This window comes from Limosilactobacillus caviae, from assembly GCF_014635905.1.
Taxonomy (GTDB): Bacteria; Bacillota; Bacilli; order Lactobacillales; family Lactobacillaceae; genus Limosilactobacillus; species Limosilactobacillus caviae.
Genome location: NZ_BMDS01000006.1, coordinates 130,063 through 149,418, shown reverse-complemented (window position 1 = coordinate 149,418; position 19,356 = coordinate 130,063). Strand labels below are relative to the sequence as shown.

Annotated in this window: 15 protein-coding genes; 2 read left to right on the top strand and 13 right to left on the bottom strand. The window is 39.7% G+C overall.

The genetic code is table 11. The annotated features are described in order from the left end of the window. Nucleotides 1–926: 926 nt before the first annotated feature. Entirely contained in the window at nucleotides 927–2,339 is a 1,413-nt protein-coding gene (locus IEU90_RS09185; protein ID WP_153710545.1) for an arylsulfotransferase family protein, read from the top strand. Between the two features lie 184 nt (nucleotides 2,340–2,523). On the opposite strand, the gene lysS is transcribed toward IEU90_RS09185, so the two are convergent. The 11 genes from lysS to pth form a co-directional block, all read right to left on the bottom strand. Further along, the gene (gene lysS / locus IEU90_RS09180; RefSeq protein ID WP_188358039.1) at nucleotides 2,524–4,044 is read right to left on the bottom strand and encodes a lysine--tRNA ligase; all 1,521 of its coding nucleotides are present in this window, start codon (nucleotides 4,042–4,044) and stop codon (nucleotides 2,524–2,526) included. Nucleotides 4,045–4,064: 20 nt separating this feature from the next. Further along, the gene (gene dusB, locus IEU90_RS09175; RefSeq protein ID WP_182598893.1) at nucleotides 4,065–5,063 is read right to left on the bottom strand and encodes a tRNA dihydrouridine synthase DusB; all 999 of its coding nucleotides are present in this window, start codon (nucleotides 5,061–5,063) and stop codon (nucleotides 4,065–4,067) included. Between the two features lie 107 nt (nucleotides 5,064–5,170). Then, complete coding sequence (gene hslO, locus IEU90_RS09170) at nucleotides 5,171–6,091, bottom strand: Hsp33 family molecular chaperone HslO (RefSeq protein ID WP_153710543.1); 921 nt, start codon at nucleotides 6,089–6,091, stop codon at nucleotides 5,171–5,173. Nucleotides 6,092–6,180: 89 nt separating this feature from the next. Beyond that, entirely contained in the window at nucleotides 6,181–8,286 is a 2,106-nt protein-coding gene (gene ftsH, locus IEU90_RS09165) for an ATP-dependent zinc metalloprotease FtsH (protein ID WP_188358038.1), read from the bottom strand. Between the two features lie 231 nt (nucleotides 8,287–8,517). Continuing rightward, a complete protein-coding gene (gene hpt, locus IEU90_RS09160; RefSeq protein WP_153710541.1) occupies nucleotides 8,518–9,060 on the bottom strand; it encodes a hypoxanthine phosphoribosyltransferase in 543 nt (180 codons plus the stop codon). A 4-nt stretch (nucleotides 9,061–9,064) separates the two neighbouring features. Beyond that, nucleotides 9,065–10,444, bottom strand: a complete 1,380-nt coding sequence (gene tilS, locus IEU90_RS09155; protein ID WP_153710540.1) for a tRNA lysidine(34) synthetase TilS — start codon at nucleotides 10,442–10,444, stop codon at nucleotides 9,065–9,067. 1 nt (nucleotide 10,445) lies between these two features. Next, nucleotides 10,446–10,928, bottom strand: coding sequence for a S1 domain-containing RNA-binding protein (locus IEU90_RS09150; protein ID WP_153710539.1), 483 nt, complete (start codon nucleotides 10,926–10,928; stop codon nucleotides 10,446–10,448). Nucleotides 10,929–11,118: 190 nt separating this feature from the next. Next, nucleotides 11,119–11,475: a septum formation initiator family protein gene (locus tag IEU90_RS09145; protein ID WP_153710538.1), complete on the bottom strand. Its 357-nt coding sequence runs from the start codon at nucleotides 11,473–11,475 to the stop codon at nucleotides 11,119–11,121. Nucleotides 11,476–11,576: 101 nt separating this feature from the next. Beyond that, complete coding sequence (locus IEU90_RS09140; protein ID WP_153710537.1) at nucleotides 11,577–11,849, bottom strand: RNA-binding S4 domain-containing protein; 273 nt, start codon at nucleotides 11,847–11,849, stop codon at nucleotides 11,577–11,579. Continuing rightward, nucleotides 11,846–15,385, bottom strand: coding sequence for a transcription-repair coupling factor (mfd, locus tag IEU90_RS09135; protein ID WP_188358037.1), 3,540 nt, complete (start codon nucleotides 15,383–15,385; stop codon nucleotides 11,846–11,848). The genes IEU90_RS09140 and mfd overlap by 4 nt, the downstream gene beginning before the upstream one ends. A gap of 18 nt (nucleotides 15,386–15,403) precedes the next feature. Then, nucleotides 15,404–15,964: an aminoacyl-tRNA hydrolase gene (gene pth, locus IEU90_RS09130; protein WP_153710535.1), complete on the bottom strand. Its 561-nt coding sequence runs from the start codon at nucleotides 15,962–15,964 to the stop codon at nucleotides 15,404–15,406. Between the two features lie 209 nt (nucleotides 15,965–16,173). On the opposite strand from pth, the gene cbpA reads away from it, so the two are divergent. Beyond that, nucleotides 16,174–16,812, top strand: a complete 639-nt coding sequence (gene cbpA / locus IEU90_RS09125) for a cyclic di-AMP binding protein CbpA (protein ID WP_188358036.1) — start codon at nucleotides 16,174–16,176, stop codon at nucleotides 16,810–16,812. A gap of 129 nt (nucleotides 16,813–16,941) precedes the next feature. Here the strand turns inward: cbpA and IEU90_RS09120 are convergent, their stop codons facing one another. Both IEU90_RS09120 and codA read right to left on the bottom strand, forming a co-directional pair. Continuing rightward, nucleotides 16,942–17,733, bottom strand: coding sequence for a 2-keto-4-pentenoate hydratase (locus IEU90_RS09120; protein ID WP_153710533.1), 792 nt, complete (start codon nucleotides 17,731–17,733; stop codon nucleotides 16,942–16,944). A gap of 383 nt (nucleotides 17,734–18,116) precedes the next feature. Beyond that, entirely contained in the window at nucleotides 18,117–19,355 is a 1,239-nt protein-coding gene (gene codA, locus IEU90_RS09115) for a cytosine deaminase (protein WP_153710532.1), read from the bottom strand. Between the last annotated feature and the right edge of the window lies 1 nt (nucleotide 19,356).

Genomic DNA, 19,356 nt, shown 5'->3' with positions numbered 1-19,356 from the left:
TATAAAATATATCAGAACTTGAATAGCTCTTAATTATCGTTATTATTAAGCGAATTGACTTCGCAAATATTTTGCTTCAAATCACATCGTGATTGAAGACCCTACACATTTGATTCGTCGAAACTTTGTTCAGTTTTCAAAGGTCTACCAGTTAACTAACTAAGCAGTCAATCAACATATTTATTATATCATATATCGATTTAACTTGTCAAGAAGAAATTTTAATTAATTTTAAATTCCTTCTGATCAATAACTCAATCAGCAACTTTATTAATATATCATGTTGTCAATCGGATGTCAACAATTATTTATAACTTTTAACTTGAAGCATCTCAACAGCACTGCACTGTTTTGACAACGGTAATTACTATACATGGATTTCACTCCCTCGTCAACACTTTTTTATCAACTTTTTTTACCATTTTAAATAGCCGAACTTTCTACTTTTCCTTGAATTGAATTGTATGTATTAAAGCAAAAATAATTGTCAAACACTTCTTTAATTTAGTAAAAACTAACGTAATTTCCAACACCAACTTTTTTCAAAAAATTCCTTCTACTACCATCTAACTTGGCCAACTAAAATAAACGCTAAAATTAACTTTTCTATTTTTCCAGAATAAAAACAAGAATCTCAGTTAATTACCGCGACTCTTGGCTTCAAATTCAAAACTATTATATTCACTCCGATATGCTGACCTTAAATTGATTAAGCAATTAACAATCCTTCGCTTTGCAAAATTATTGATTATAATATTTATTTGGTCAATAATGTAAGCGATATCCGAAAACTGTTAAAAGTACCAGATTATTTTGTTATTACTGGTCTAAACACCACAGAATCTGCTATCTTCGCAACAGTAAAAAATCTCTCTAACTTGCATTTACTACTTTCTAAGTTTTTAATAATCAAAGGAGTGGAAAAAATGGGACAATCAATATTTCCAACCGGAGTTACTAACTTCAATCCTAGTAAAACTTGGTCGGGTTATACACTATTCAATGCTAAAAACGAAGGTACAATCTTAATCGATATGAACGGAAAAGTTGTTCATGAATGGAAAGACTTACAGGGCTTCCCTAATAAAATGATTAATGGTGGTAAGGTTTTCGGCTCTTTACGCTGTCGAAAAAGCAGTGATGCTTATCAGGACTATGCCGATTTAACCGAAATTGATTGGGATGGTAATATTCGATGGTCATTTACCCACAATGAAGAAGTTACCGATCAAGGGATAGGAAAAACATGGGTTGCAAGAGTCCACCACGATTATCAACTTGAAGGAAATCCGGTGGGGTATTTCGTACCTGGGCAAGAAACAAAAGATGACTTTAAAAAAGTTTTACTTCTTACTCACCATGATCGAAAAATTGATTCAATATCACCTTATCCCCTTCTTGACCATGTCTTATTAGAAATTGACCGCGATGGCAACAAGCTTTGGTCTTGGAGTACACTAGATCATTTTAATGATTTTCCATTAACTGATGAACAAAAAAATGCAATCTTTAAGAACCCCAACTTTCAATCTACTAGTAATGAAGGGGACGTATTTCATATTAACTATGCTAGTTATCTTGGGCCAAATAAATGGTTTGATCAAGGTGACCAACGATTTAAACCGAATAACATCCTAATGGGTTCGCGTGAAGCAATGATGAGCTGGATTGTTGACCACGATACTGGGAAAATCGTTTGGCTATTAGGTCCTGACTTTACTAAAAGTTTTGCTTTACGTAAATTAGGACCCCTAGTAGGGATGCATAATGTGCATTTAATTCCTAAAGGCTTACCTGGCGCGGGAAATATTCTTGCTCTCAACAATGGAGGCTGGGCTGGCTATGGCGCACCTAACCAGACCTCGTCAACCGGAATGAAAACAACACGCATTGATGGATCAGAGGTTATTGAATTTAACCCAATTACCTTAGAAAAGAAATGGAGCTTTTCTGCAAAAGATATGGGCTATAAAGCAGCAGCCCATGCTAATTATTTCTACTCTCCATTACAAGGCAGCGTCCAACGACTTCCTAATGGAAATACATTAATTGACGAGGGTGCTGGCGGACGTTTCTTAGAGGTTACGCCAAGTCATGAAATAGTTTGGGAATATATTTATCCATATATTGCTGATCATCTAATTTATCGTGCTTATCGAATTCCTTATAATTGGATCCCCCAATTATCTCACTCAGCAGAAGTAGCAGTAACTCCGCCAGCCAATAGCGCGTTTCACCTACCAGGAGCTGCTGATCCGAGCCTCAATCCAAACAATACTGTTTCAGTCCCTGGAACTTATGGATATAATAAACCATCACCAGTCAAAAATAATAATTAAATTTTTCAATATTGACATTTAAAAAGACCCGTACCCTGCAAATCAGGTACGAGTCTCTTATTTTTAAAAATGGTGTATTTTGGGTGTACACACTATTTTTTATAAGCAATTTCAATACTAGTAAGCAAGATAAAGTAAAGGCTTAAATTCCCCTCGAAGCCCAGCATTACAACAATTACTGGTCTTACTTCTTCTTGTTCTTTTTCTTCTTACCGTTCGTTTCTTCCTTTTCTGGACGCATAGTTGGGAAGAGGATTACATCACGAATTGACTTTGCATCAGTAAGCAGCATTACAAGACGGTCGATTCCGATTCCTAGTCCCCCTGTAGGCGGCATTCCGTATTCAAGGGCCTGAACATAATCTAAGTCGACTGGTTCTGCTTCATCGTTACCGTTAGCCTTTTCCTTAGCCTGCATTTCAAAACGTTCCTTTTGGTCAATTGGATCGTTCAATTCGCTAAAGGCGTTCGCTAACTCACTACCATCAACATATAATTCAAAACGGTCAGTCATCGCTGGGGTGTCCGCATTACGTTTTGCTAGTGGTGAAACTTCTACTGGGAATTCATATACAAACGTTGGTTGAATAAGCGTATCCTCAACGTATTCTTCAAAGAACGCATTTAAGATATGCCCTTTTGTCCAGTATGATTCGTATTGAATATTGTGTTCATCAGCTAATTGCTTAGCCTCTTCATCAGACATCTCTTTGCCAAAGTCAATCCCGGTCTTTTCCTTAACTGCATCAACCATCGTAATGCGCTTAAAGTTTCCACCAAGATCAATATCATGTCCCTGATACGTAATCTTTCCATCATCTGAAACAACTTTTGCGGCAGCTTTTACGATTCCTTCAGTTTCATCCATTACATCTTGGAAATCGAAGTAAGCAGCATAAGTTTCCATAGTTGTAAATTCAGGGTTGTGGTGAGGATCCATCCCTTCATTCCGGAAAATCCGACCAAGTTCATAAACCCGTTCAAAGCCCCCGACGATCAACCGCTTAAGGTATAATTCGGTTGCAATCCGCAAGTACATATCAATATCTAACGCATTGTGGTGAGTAATGAATGGACGGGCATTTGCTCCACCTGCTTGGGTATTCAAAATTGGTGTTTCAACTTCAGTAAAGCCATTGTCATCCATGTACTTCCGCACAGCCTTAATAATCGCTGTCCGTTGGTGGAATCGTTTGAAACTTTCTGGATTAGAAATTAAATCAAGGTAACGTTGCCGATAAATGGTCTCGGGATCAGTAACCCCTTCCCACTTGTTAGGAAGCGGACGCAATGCCTTAGATAAGAAAGTGATTTTATGTGCACGAACTGTTAATTCGCCTGTATCAGTTTTAATAACATCCCCTTCAATTCCAAGGAAGTCACCAATATCTGACCGCTTGAAAATGTGGTAAGGTTCATCACCAACCATGTCTTTCCGAGCGTAAACCTGGATCTTACCAGTCCGGTCCACAAAGTCAGCAAAACCTGCTTTACCACTGCTCCGCTTTCTTGTCATCCGTCCAGCAATGATTACTTTGGCGCCCATTTCGTTCAATTCTTCTTTATCGTATTGATCAAACTTATCATGTAAGTCTTGAGCAAGATGGTCTCGTTTAAAACGACGACCAAATGGTTCAATCCCCGCCTGCTTTAGTTCTTCCATTTTTTCACGCCGGACGCGCATTTGATCTAATTCTTGTGACACTTATTTTCTCCTCCTCGTAATTAAGCATGCTTCCGCGCTGCTCGTTCTGCAGTTTGTTCAGCAAAGCGATCAAAAATCTCGTTCATCTCATCGAGGGTTTCCGCTTCAACTAATGCTACCTTGGTCCGTGCAGCCCGTGGAATTCCCTTAATGTAGTAGGTAGATAATCCACGAAATTCGCGAACACCAACGTACTCACCCTTTAAATCAACTAAACGATTAAGGTGGTCTTTTGCCATCTCAATTTTTTGTTCGGGTGTTGCTTCAGGAAGTAATTCGCCGGTTTCAAGGTAATGTTCTGTCCGCTTTAACATCCACGGATTGCCCATTGCTGCCCGGCCAATCATTGCCGCAGTTGCTCCCGTCATATCAAGGATCTTTTTGGCATCTTCTGGTGTTCGTACATCACCATTGGCCATGAACGGAATCTTTAATTGACTCGCTACTTCTTTTAGTATATTCCAATCAGCATGTCCCGTATACATCTGTTTTCTAGTTCGACCATGCATCGCGATTGCACTAGCTCCTGCACGCTCAGCAGCAAGGGCATTTTCCACCGCTAAAATATGCTTATCATCCCATCCAGTCCGCATTTTAACTGTAACAGGTTTTTCTACTGCATCCGTTACATAAGACACCATCTCATATACTTTATTAGGGTCTAGTAGCCAACGGGCACCCGCATCGGTTTTCACGACTTTATTAACAGGGCATCCCATATTAATGTCAATTACATCCGCTGCTGTATGTTGGTCTACATACTTTGCTGCTTCAACTAATGTTTCTTTGGTTCCGCCGAAAATCTGAATTCCCATCGGGTGTTCTTCAGGGTCAACGTCCATCATATTCAGTGTTCGTTGGTTATGGTACATAATGCCACGGTCTGAGATCATTTCACAGACAACGTAGCCAGCACCAAATCTTTTACAGATAACCCGAAAGGCAGAATTGGTTACTCCAGCCATTGGTGCAACAACAACTTGATTAGGAATTTCAACGTTACCGATCTTCCACTTCATTTTTTCACCTCATTACTGCTTAAGAAACTGTGCTGGCCATCCAGTTTCATTTTTAATTGTCCGATAACTCAACTATCATAGCATATCAAACCGCTAAGCACCAAAAATTACTTTTCATCAGTTGATTTTTTATCGTCATTAGCAGTCATTTCGGCATAAATCTTCTTCAGTTCATCTTCATTAAATTCATATTTCTTACCACAGAATTGGCACACCGTTTCTGCATGATGATCTTCATCAATTAGTTTCTTCATATCATCTTTAGAAATACTTGCAAGAGCATGGGCAAACCGTTCCTTGGAACAATCACATTCATAGCGAACTGGCATCGTTTCAAGAATCTTTAAATCGTCACCAAAAATTTTCTTCAAGATATCTTCTGGAGTATCGCCATCCCGTAGCATTTGTGATACTAACGGCAAGTCCTTTAGCGTTTTTTCAAGTTTACTAATTTCTTCATCGCTTGCACCCGGCATCACCTGAATCATAAAGCCTCCAGCAACGTCAATGCTTTCATCTGGATTTACAAATACGGACAATCCGACTGCAGATGGAATTTGTTCAGATTGGGCAAGGTAGTAAGTAAAATCATCACCTAATTCTCCTGATACCAAATTAACTTCACCAGTATATGGAGTCTTATCGCCAGGAGCCATCTTTGTTACTGAAAGCGTTCCTTTAGTTCCAACCGCTTTTGCAACATCAATTTTCCCTTTATCGTTTGCGGGTAACGAAACATGAGGATTTCCCATGTAGCCTTTTACCGTTCCTTGAGCAGTACCATCAGCAACAATAAAGCCAACTGGTCCATTACCCTGAATCTTAACTGTCATTCCCGCTTCTCCTTGGAGGCTTGACGTAGCTAACAAGAGAGTCCCGATTAAAGTCCGGCCAAGAGCAGCTGAGGAAGCACTCCATGTATCATGAATTTTATGCGCTTTTTCTACAACTTGAGTGGCATTAACTGCATAAGCACGAAACTTTCCATCCTTAGTCATTGATTTTACTAAATAATCTGTTGTTTTCATTGTAAATTCCTCCTTAAATTTGCCAAAAGAAAAAACGGAAGACCCACCACCTATCCATCAGGTTTTGTTTCTTCCGTCTTTTCAACAATTTACTTATCCTCAGAGTTATCTGAATCATCACTCGACTGTGAATTGGTTGAATCATCATTTGAAGTATCTGAGTCAGCTTTGTCACTCTTAGCTTCATCATGACGTTCATTTTCCAATCGTTCAAGTTCACGCTTTGATTCCTCAAAGGTTTGTGCCCGTGCTTCTTCATCTTCAGCAGCCACGTCCTTATCAGGAACCTTTCCTGTCTTGTAAAGACTAAGGATCTGTTTCTCATCAAGCGTTTCATACTTAAGTAATGCTTCAGCAATCTGCTTATGTTGTTCACGGTGTGTCTCAATAATATGTAAGGCTGTTTCATGGCCTTCCATTAAGATCCGCCGTACTTCTTCATCAACTAAAGCAGCAGTCTTTTCTGAGTAAGGTGATTGGTCATAGCCTTGACCTGTAAAGACCTGACCAGAACTCTGCAGTTCTACCGGACCAATCTTATCACTCATACCATATTGAGTAACCATTGAACGGGCAATCTGGGTTGCTTGTTCAAAGTCATTGGAGGCACCTGAAGACTGGGACTTAAAGACTAACTCTTCAGCCGCACGACCACCCATTAAACCGGCAATCTGCTCCATTGCATTCTTTTTCGACATAAGCATTTGATCTTCACGTGGAAGCATAATAGCATAACCGCCCGCACGACCACGAGGGACAATCGTAACCTTATGAACAACACGTGCGTCATTCAATACTAACCCAACAATTGTATGACCTGCTTCGTGGAAAGCAACTGTCTTTCTTTCCTGTTCGGACTGAACTCGGTTATGCTTAGCTGGTCCTGCAATTACCCGATCTTCAGCTTCATCCAAATCCGCAGCATCAATTTCAGTTTTATTCCGCCGAGCAGCTAATAATGCAGCTTCATTTAGCAAGTTTGCCAAATCCGCACCGACAAATCCAGGTGTCTGCTTAGCAATTTCTTTCAGGTCAACATCGCTTGCCATTGGTTTGTTCTTAGCATGAACCCGAAGAATAGCTTCACGACCCTTAACATCTGGCCGTCCAACTAAAATCTTACGGTCAAACCGACCTGGACGAAGAAGGGCGGGGTCCAAAACATCGGAACGGTTAGTAGCTGCCATTACGATGATTCCTTCGTCACCTTGGAAACCATCCATTTCAACTAACAATTGGTTCAAGGTTTGTTCACGCTCATCGTGACCGCCACCCATGCCGTTACCACGGCGACGACCAACGGCATCAATTTCATCAATGAAGATAATCGCTGGTGCGGCTTTCTTAGCCTGTTCAAACAAGTCCCGAACACGACTAGCACCAACACCGACAAACATTTCAACAAAGTCAGAACCTGAGATTGAGAAGAAAGGTACGCCAGATTCACCGGCAACTGCTTTAGCTAATAAGGTCTTACCAGTACCTGGAGGACCCTCAAGCAAAACACCAGATGGAATTCTAGCACCAAGTTTGTTGAATTTCTTTGGATTCTTCAAAAATTCAACAACTTCAACCAACTCTTGCTTTTCTTCTTCTTCACCGGCAACATCGGAGAAACGAACCTTGTTTTTCTTGGCATCAGCTGGTTTAGCCTTTGTCTTACCAAAACTCATTACTCCACGTCCGCCACCGCCTTGGCCAGCTTGACCCATCATCATGTAGAAGAAGAAAATCATGATAACTAGCGGTAACACGGTCAACAATAGGTTCATCCAAACACTATTAGATTCCTCAGCCCGTGTACTAATCTTCACATTATGACGATTAGCATATTTTTGAAGCTGACTAATAGTTACATCGCTCTCCAGAACAGAACTCTGGAATTGAGTAACCTTATTGTTTCGTTGCGTAGCAAGAGCAAAGCCATTGTTATTAGCAGCATTACTGTTATTAGATTGTGGTTTACGGTAAGTACCCGTAACCTTGTAAACACCGCCATTTGGCTGAAGCTGAACGCTCTTAACTTTATTACTCTTCAGTTCAGAGATAAACTCGCTTTGAGAAACCGTCTTACTTTGTCCGTTTGATGCGTTACCACCAAAGAAGAAGTAAGCAATTCCCATAATACACAAGAACATCACGGCATAGAAGAGAACGTTATGAGTAAAATTATTCTTTTTACGATTGTTGTTCATAACAACCTCCTATCTACCAGCAACGATATTTTTATAATTGTAGTCACTATCATAGCATATTTGACAAATATTGACCATTAATTTCCCAGAAGAATTAACAGTTTTATCGTCAACATTTTATATAATACCTACTACAAATTTACGGATCTATAAAAACAGCCTTAATTAAGAATATCTTTAAATTCAGGTTATCTAAATAGAATTTCCCGTCCCTTTAATTATCTAACATTTTTAGTCATTTTGGTATACAGATGGCTTCAAAATTCCAACATATGGTAAATTCCGGTAAAATCCCTTGTAATCTAACCCATACCCTACTAAAAATTCTTTAGGAACCGTGAATCCAACATAATCAGGATCGACGTCAACTTCCCGTCCTTCTGGTTTATTTAACAGGGAGCAAACCTTAATACTTTTGGCCCCTCGATCCGCCAATAGGTCCATTAAGTATTTTAATGTATGACCAGTATCAACAATATCTTCCATAATCAAAACATGCCGGTCTTTTACATCTGTTTTCAAATCATGAATGAGCTTTACCGTTCCAGTTGATCCTAAGCCGCCAAAATAGCTTGATACATCAATGAAGTCAATTTGGGCCATAATATCTAGTCGCTCAATCATATCAACAGTGAATAAAACTGCCCCGCTTAATACCGAAATGATGATTGGCCGCTTATCTTTATAATCCCTTGTTAGGTCTTTTGACAATTCATCCATCCGTTTGCCAAGCACTTCTTCGCTATATAAGACACGCTCAATATCGTTATTCATTCTTTTACTCCTTATCTTTTATACCAATAAAACATAATCGCCAAGCCTGCTGATAATCCGTTGGGCGTTCAAACCAGCTCCATTTGCGATTGATCAACCAAATAACCTCACCGTGAGCATCTATAAGCACTTGCTGTTGGTCACGCTGATCTTGCGGTACTTTTTGATTGATCAACACCCGCTTTACTAGTTGATGCTGACCACCCTTTAATCGGATGTGATCTCCTTTTTGCCATTTGCGTATGCGTAACGGAAACTGATCCGGAGCAAGCCATTGTAAAGATAGTTCCTTTTCGTCGGCAAAAAAGGCCTTTTCAGTAGAGACAGCTATCATTTTTGTCTTATCAACTTGATACCATTGTTCCAATTCTATCACATGCTCTCGGGAATTTTGTAGAGCATTAATCTGATTATTCGCTTTTTTTATTGCGCACACAGAATAATTTCTTTCGAGCTTATATTGGTGAGGCAACAGAATGGTTTGCTGCGGTTTATTACTATTTGCCAATACTTGTAACAGCTCACTCAACTGCTGCTCTTTAACGTCATGAACGTGCTGGTTATTAAGCCATTGACGCAAAAGGTCTTTTTGTAAGAAACGATTACTCTCAAGCAAACCCGCAACATTTAATTTACCATCTGTGCTAACTATTACCTGCAGTCGCTGACCTATCTCTTGATCGCGCCAAGCTAATATTTCACTTAGTTGTTGGTGATAATGCGTCAGGTGAGCAAGTACCTGTGGATTTTCTTTTTCAAGTAACGGAATTATCTCATGACGATAACGGTTTCGTTGAATGTCCAAATCATTGTTCGTTTCATCTTCATACCATTTAAGATGACGTCCCTGTGCATAATTACGAATGCTCTTCTTGCTAAAAGGTAATAAAGGTCTTACCAGTTTGCTTTTTCCAAATGGTCGCTGATCTCTTATCCCGACTAACTGATCAATTTGTCCGCCACGGGTTAGTTTCATCAGCATCGTCTCCGCCAGATCGTTTTGATGATGGGCGGTTATTAAGCAATCGGCGGAATATTTATCAAGCACGTGTTTAAAGAACCGATACCTAGCTTGCCGTGCCGCATTTTCAACACCATTTTGCGGGTGCTGTGCTTTCGGCCAATGAGCAATTTCTAGCGGCAAGTCATGTTGTTTACAATATTGCTGAATAAATTGTTCCTCAAGCCGGCTTTGCGCACGTAATTCATGATTCATATGCGCGACAATTATTTGTGGGCGGTATAAAGTCGGCAATCGTTGTAACAGATCCAACAAGACCATCGAATCCACACCTGTTGAAACAGCAACTACTACTTTATCCTGATAAGTAAAAAAGCGACTCCTAATAAGGTGCCGCTCAAATGCTTGTTGTAGCTTTGTCATATTAGCTCCGCCGACCGCCACGGCCACCACGCTTACCATCTGTCTGCCGTTTTAAGGTAGATAAGCGTGATTCACTTTCTTTCAAGTAGCCTGCGAGCATATCGTTAAAGTCTTCGTGTTGGTGGTTATTGTGGTGTCGTCCCCCACCAAAGCCACCGCGAAAACTATCGTGGTGTCCACGGAAATTATTGTTTCGTTCGTGATGATTATTTTCACGATGATGGTTATCATGATGATCTTGATGTTCATGAGGAGCAGCGGCCTTGATTGAAAGGGCAATCTTACCGTCGTCACCAATCCGTGTTACCTTTGCAGTAACTTCATCCCCAACTGCCAATACATCATGAACGTCCTTGATGTATTTATCAGAGATCTGACTGATGTGTACCAATCCTGTCTGATTATCATCTAAATCAACGAATGCACCAAAATTAGTGATTCCTGAAACCTTACCTGAAACCTTTGCTCCAACTTCAATTGCCATGAAACCTATAGATCCTCCTCGAACCATCTCGTATTTTTGTATTTGAGTATACCATAACTTCACTATTTATAAGCATGGAAATACATAAAAATCACCATAAAATTTAAGGCAATAATTTCACCCAATTACATTCTTAATTTTAACATTTAAACCTTTTTAACCCTACTCTAAACATCTTATTTTATGATCATTAGTTCAGGTTATAGACTGTCTCGCCTTTTTTAGAATAATTATACTTAGCACGGATAACCTGCTGAATATAATCAGGGTTATGCAACAGTTTGATTTGTCGCTGTAATTGCTGATTCTTTTGTTTTTGCTTTTTTAATTGTGACTGTGCTTGCTGAATATTACCATTAATATCCGCTAATGTCCGCTTGCTTTGAAATATTTGAATTCCAAAAATCAAGAATACAACAAAGAAAACAGCAATGATTCTTTTACATCGTCGTTTATGAATTTGCCGATTTCGATTCTTTGTGCTTGAAACTTGCCGAGCATATGGGGTATTTAATTGTGAAATTTTTCCATCAGATCGTGCTTTCATCTGATATCCCCCTTTATTCTTACTTATCACGCTTTAAGTATAGCAAGTTAGCGCAGAGAATGTCTATATAAATATCAACTTTTTTATAGAATTAAAGTGCATTAAATTTGATCAAACGATTCTGCATAGCTTTCATCAATTATCTCATACATGTCTTCTGCTTCACTCTTTTTAGTTGTTTCAACAATCCTGTTAATCTTAACTGTTTCCGTTTTATTTCCAAACTTAATTGTCAGTGTATCACCCACTGCCACGCGGCTAGATGATTTTGCTGGCTGACCATTAATCAAAATCCGTCCTTGATCCGCAATTTCCTTAGCGATTGATCGCCGTTTAATAATTCGTGATACCTTTAAGAACTTATCTAATCTCATTTTTCTGCTCCTTTTTCATCTTCTTGAATGACTTTGCCAAGTGCCGTCACAAACTGCAACAACTGATGAAGCCAATCATCCGTGGTCATTTTAGGTTGGATTACCAATCGGATTGTTAATTGCTGATTATCCTCACCGATTGTTGCCTTAAACCTTGTTTTAGCTAATTCCTTAATTATTGCCGGTGCCTTAATTAGTCTGCTAGCACGCTCTGTAAACGTAATATTGATATTATCACGCTGACGCTTAATCTCTGCAATCATTGCTAGATCCGCGTGATTTTTCAGTTGGCTTACGAGCAGCAGTGTACCAACTGGCGCAGGATAGTCACCAAATCGATCAATCAGGTCGCCTTGAATGTCAATAATTTCCTCATCTGTCTTAGCCTGGCGAATCGTTTTATACAACTCGATTTTCTGGCGCTGATCAGCAATATAGTCTGTTGGCAAATACGCTTCAACCCCTAATTCAACTTCCGCATCGGAGTGAATCGTCTGCTTTTTACCTTGTTTTTTAGCAACCGCATCACTGAGCATAGCTGAATAAAGATCGTATCCAACAGAATCAATGAACCCATGCTGTTGCTTTCCTAACAAATTACCAGCTCCGCGAATGGCGAGATCGCGCATTGCAATCTTAAATCCGGACCCTAACTCGGTAAAATCCCGAATAGCTGCTAAACGTTTCTCACCTAGTTCTGTCAAAACCTTATTCGGCTGATACATAAAGTATGCATATGCCACACGGTTACTTCGGCCAATTCGGCCACGGATTTGATATAACTGAGCCAGTCCCATTCGATCTGCATTCTCAACGAAAAGAGTATTAGCGTTAGGAATATCGACCCCTGTTTCAATAATTGAAGTCGTTACTAAAACATCATAATTTTCTTGAATAAACTCATACAAGACTGTTTCCAATTCATTTTCGCTCATCTGGCCATTAATATAACCAATCTGCGCTTCTGGAACCAATTCTTGTAGCCAGGCAACTGTTTCCTCAATATCATGAACCCGATTATGAAGGTAATATACTTGACCGCCACGTTGCATTTCACGGATAATCCCATCGCGAATTGCCCCGCTATTTTGTTCCATAACATACGTCTGGATTGGATAACGGCCAGCTGGCGGCGTTTCAAGAACAGATAAATCCCGTACTCCCAGCATTGACATATGCAGTGTCCGCGGAATCGGGGTAGCCGTTAAGGTTAATACATCAACGTTATTTTTAAGCTGTTTTAATTTCTCCTTATGCTTTACGCCAAATCGCTGCTCTTCATCAACAATCAACAATCCTAAATCTTTAAATTCAACATCTTTGGATAAGATACGGTGAGTTCCGACAACAACGTCGATACTCCCGTCTTTTAGTCCCGCTTCCGTTTCCTTTAATTCTTTTGGCGTTTTAAACCGCGACATTAAGGAAATATTAATCGGAAAGCCTTCAAAACGCCGGGTTAGAGTATCAAAATGCTGCTGGGCAAGAACAGTTGTTGGTACAAGAAACGCTACCTGTTTGCCGCCAGCCACGGCTTTAAAAATAGCACGCATCGCAACTTCAGTCTTTCCATAACCAACATCCCCGACCAGTAAGCGATCCATCGGCTTGGGCTTTTCCATATCCTTTTTAATTTCATTAATACTACGCAATTGATCGCGAGTCTCATTATATGGAAAATTAGCATCAAATTGTTTTTGGAGGTAATCATCCTTTGGAAAAGCATACCCCTGCTCTGCTTCTCGCTTGGCATATAAGTCAACCAGCTCATCTGCAATATCTTCAATTTTCGATGAAACGCGACGCTTTGTCTTTGCCCACTCATTACCGCCCAGTTTATTAATCCGTGGCGTTTTCGATTCGGAAGAGACATACTTTTGAACAAGATTTAGCTGGGTAACCGGAACATATATCTGAGCATTATCACGATAATTAATGATCATGTAGTCTTGATGAACATGGTCTACTTCCATCGTCTTAATACCGCTAAAGATCCCAATTCCGTGATTAACATGAACAACATAATCACCCGGTTTTAAGTCAGTATAATTTTTCAGCCGTTCCGCATTGGCTAACTTCTGGGGGCGATGATGCGCCTTTTTTACCTGCTTAAACATCTCGCTTTCTGTAATGACAACCAAACCAGCGAGTGGCATTTCAAAGCCGTTATTTAAATTGGCAGCAACAATCTGCACAATGTTAGGTTTAATATTTTCCAATTCGGTTTCAGTTGCCGTGATTTCAAAATCAGCAAGCGTGCGGGCAATCTGTTTTCGTCGTTCTGGGCTATTTGCCATTAGGATAACCGTTTGTCCCTGGTCAATCCATCGCTGTAATTCAGCCTTCAATAACGGCATCTGCCCAAAGAAACGCTGCATTGTCCTGCTCTTTAAATCAGTAATCTGACTAAGCTTAATGTTTCCCAAGCCCTTTTTAAATAAGGCCCCGTAGATTTGTGCATGACGGTCCTTTTTAATCAACGCCGACACATCATTGCTAAGGTCAGGAATAGCTGTGAGCTGATGGTGGGCAACCTTATCATTAAACCATCCAGTGTCTTCCTTCGCCATTTGTTTTGCAAGTTGTTTTATTCTGGTAAGGTCATCAAAATAAATGACGCCATCATCTGGTAAATAATCTAGCAAAGAATGTTTGGTAGGGTAAACCAGATCACTAAATTCCAGCAGATCATTAGGCAATCGTTGGGCTTTAAGCGCATTTAGCATTGGAATAAAGCGGTTTGCTACCTGTTGCTTAATATCATCATCCTTGTCTGATAATCCCTTCACTAGCTCCTGATATTCTTTATCTAAAGCTTCGTAAATCCGGGTAAATTCTGTTGGCGGAATTATAAAATCAGTCGCTGGTAAAATTTGTACTTCTCCAACATTACCTATACTTCGTTGCGTACTAGCATCAAAATACCGTAATGAGTCGACTTCCGTATCAAATAAGTCAATTCGCACCGGATTGTCAGTATTCAAAGCATAAATATCAACAATTGAACCACGGATAGCAAAATCACCGGGACGTAAAACCATCTTTTGGTATTGGTATCCCATCGCACTCAGTTGTTGACGAATTTTAGCAAGGTCAAGATCCCCGCCTGTTTTAATCTTTAATGCTGTTTTTGCAAAGTATTTTGGGGAAATAATATTGCGTCGTAATCCCGCAGTTGAGGCAACGATAATCGCTGGGTCCTTATTAATTAATGCATTCAGGGCTAAAACACGCTGTAACCTATAATTAGGCGAGCTAGTTGCTACTTCTGCCGCTAAGACCTCTTCAACCGGAAATTGAAAAACACGATTATCAGGCAAGAGGTTCTCCAAGTCACCAGCTAATTCTTGCATATGCGAGATTGTATCGGTAACAACTAAAATCGGCTGGTTTAGTTTTGTTGACAATGCACTTAATAATCCCGTTCGTGCTGACCCCGAAATACCTGTTATTAATTGGTGCCTTGCTGGTTGAAGATCAGCCGCAATTTGTTTAAATGATGGCGTCCTTTCAATTAACGTTTCCAATTGCACCATCAACGCCACCTTTCTTTATTAATTGTAATCATTCATTAGTTTGGCAAATTCTTCCCCGTTAATCCAGTCTTCCAGCGCATGTTCAGCTTGTTCAACGGCTTGATCAAACTTTGGCCGTTCATCCTTGGAAAATTTACCTAGAACATGACTGACAACCGTTCCATGTTGGGGATGATCGATTCCGACCTTAACCCGGTTAAAATTTTTAGTCCCTAATACGTTAATAATACTTTTAAGTCCATTGTGACCACCAGAAGCCCCGTGTGTTTTCAAACGGACTTTACCAACTGGCATATCTAAATCATCATTAACAATTACTAGGTCGTTCAAATCAATATCATAATAATCAACAAGGGGACCCACTGCCCGTCCTGAATCATTCATAAAAGTTGTCGGTTTAACCAGCATGACCTTTTCCCCATTAATCACGCCGCTAACCGCTACCGCTTCCTGTTTCAAATGAGTAAATGCCCCCAGATGGTAGTCACGAGCCAATTGGTCAACAACCATAAAGCCGGTGTTGTGACGGGTCTCATCATAACGGGTACCTATATTTCCTAAGCCAACAATCATTTTCATTTCTTTTTCATTCCTTTCACGCAAAAAAGCCGCACGGTCCGCAATCCCGTCCAGCACATCTTTTTAGTTAGTAGTATTATACCCTATGTTACTTTTTTCTACATACTAATTTGGTTGCATACAATATTTTTTCTAATCTTTTTCTAATTATTTTGATAGAAATGTGTTATGATAATTGGTGCATTTAATCGATAAAAAGGATGTTTAATATGATTTTCAATTCATTAATTAAGCCGAAAGCAACCTTAACCACCCTTCCAGAAACAGCGACACTAAACGAAGCCTTAACTGTTTTAGAGGACACTGGTTACCGGTGCGTACCGGTTTTAGATAAGTCAGGAAAAATTTTTCGGGGAAATATTTATAAAATGCACCTTTATCGTCATAAATCACGAAACGGCGATATGAGTTTACCAGTAACAGCTTTGTTGAAAAATGCTACCAAATTTATTTCAATCAATGCTGCTTTCTTTTCAATTTTCTTTGCTATTCGTGACCTGCCATACATTGCTGTCCTTGATAATGACAACCAGTTTTATGGGATCTTAACACATAATAGTCTCTTACGGATGCTTGCCGCTGGCTGGAATGTGAATGATGGCAGCTATGTTTTAACCGTTATCACTCCTGATGAGCGAGGCGCATTGGTAACAGCCGCTAAGGAAATTACTCGTTTTTGCCAAATCGTTAATGTAATTTCCCTTGATCCAGAAGATGAAACAATGAAAAGGGTTCTCTACACTCTTCCGGCAGACATAAGTAAAGCAAAAATGGAGCGGATTGTTAAACGGCTCCAAAAGAAAGGCTTTGAAGTCCCTGAAATTGAAGATTTGCATCAAAGTTACTAAAATATTAAAGCGACTGACGAATCAATTAACTTCGCCAGCCGCTTTTTTTGTGCCCACAATATTAATATCGCTTGGTGATTGCTCACCTGAGTCATTCATCAGATCCCCCCTTTCACTGAATGAAAACAGCTACTTAGCATTAACTACAACATCCCCAAAGCCTTGATCAAACTTAACTTCCCACTTTCCAGCAGTTAACTTTGGTGGTAAGACGAATGTTCCTGAAGATACCATTTGCCCCTTCTTAAATGTCTTTCCTTGATCAGCTAATTTTTTAACTAACCATTGCAAGGACTTGAATGGGTTGCCAAGCACTTCTGATGACACACCTTCTTTGAGTTTTTCGCCATCTTTGTATAGTACAGCATGAACATTAGCAGCATCGTCAACACTATCAAATGCCTTATCAGCATCCCGTTCTTCACCGTAAACTACTAACCCGCCAACAGCACAATCTGACATTACATTATACTTACCTAAGTCGGGGAACCAGTTAACAAACCGCGCATCTGGCAATTCTAAGTCACCAGCAACCGTCACCTTGTGGAATAAGTCTTCTAATGAGTCTGTTGGCTTTAAATCTTCCTTAGCACGGAAAGCTAATTCTACTTCTAATAACGGTTCATTCAATGTCGTTAAATCAACATCGGCTGGTGATTGTAAGAATCTTTCAGCAACCTGTTGACCATATAACGGTGAATCCGCATCAAACATATCTTGAGTTTCCTTACTGGTTAATGAAACCTTATATCCTGCGGTTGGCTTTCCCTTTAATTTTACAACCTCATCTTGAACTGCATATGCCGTGTCATCATCAGTGACAACGCCTTTCCAATCATCTTCATTCAACGGGGTATTGGTATCATAAGCCTTAAAAAGTGCCTTAGCGAATTCCTCTTGTTTTGTATTTAATTCAGTCATAATAATTACCTCCAAAAAATTATTATAAATTTAGAAAAGAAAAAGCGCCCTTACATTGCATTACTGCAATTGTAAGAACGCTTCTGCGCGGTACCATCCTACTTTAATTAACCACTGTCATGGTCAATTCACTCATTCACAAACAAACATTTGTGGCCAAAATAATGGATGGCAGCCAACCTAAGCTTACTTTAATTTCAGCCGGTAACTCAGGAACGATTAACAATCAAAAACCTTGGTCAGCTCACACCATCCGCTAACTCTCTGTCGCTAGTTCTTAACCATTATTTCCATCAACGTTTTCTAATCTAAATTTAATTGTTGAATATAATATAACCATAGTTGCTACTATTGTCAATACTAATTATGAGATTTTTTTAATTTTATTTAATATTAACTTTAGTTTCCGCTGGTTTGGTTTCAGCTAAGACTTTCCCGTGACGAATGTTATAAAGAACCTCAACATGCTTATTAAGGGCATTATAAAAATCATGCGCATTTAATAAAATACAGTTTGCCGGCTTGCCTGCTTCAATTCCATAGCGATCACTGATATGCAACGTCTTAGCCCCATTGTAAGTTACGTAATTAAAGGCCTCTTGAAGCTGGTGGTATCCCATTAAGTGTGCAATATAAACGCCCATTGTAACTGCATCTAGCATATTGCCATCGCCTAGCGGATTCCATGGATCTTGGATATCATCTTCACCAAAAGAAACATTTATTCCAGCTTCTGTTAATTCTTTAATTCGGGTAACACCCCGCCGTTTTGGATAAGTATCAAACCGCCCGCCAAGATGGACATTTACTAATGGATTAGAGACAAAGTTAATATCGCTCATCTTCAACAAACGGAATAACTTATAGGTATAAGCATCATTATAAGACCCCATTGCTGTTGTATGACTAGCAGTAACCCGGTCTTTCATTCCCCGCTCGTAAGCCTCGGTTGCTAAAACTTCAAGATTACGTGATGCCGGATCATCAATTTCATCACAGTGAACATCAACCAATCGATCATACTTATCTGCTAATGCCATTAAGAAGTGAACTGATTGCCAGCCATACTCAGTTGTAAACTCAAAGTGCGGAATACCGCCAACAACATCTAATCCTTCTTTAACTGCTTGTTCCATTAGCTCCCGGCCATGAGGGTAACTAAGAATACCTTCTTGCGGAAAGGCAACTAATTGCAAATCAATCTGATCCTTTAATTCTTCCCGCAGTTCAAGCAGGGCCTGTGCAGCAATTAGATGCGGATCAGTAACATCAACATGACTTCTTACGTGCTGAATTCCGTGACCGACCATATTTAATAGCGTCTTCTTTGCGCGGGTCTTAACATCTTCTTTGGTTAAATCCTGTTTACGTTCGCTCCAAATCCGAATGCCATCAAATAAGGTGCCTGATTCATTCCATTCTGGCTGACCAGCAGTGAGGGTTGCATCTAAGTGAACATGCGAATCAACGAATGGCGGCAAAAGGAGATTCCCTTGACCATCAATAACCTGCTCATTAGTCGCCTCTGCTAGATTAGGGGCGATTTCTTTAAACTTTCCATTAACAATCCGAACATCGACCATCTCTTGGTGATTATCTACATGAACATTTTTAATTAACATA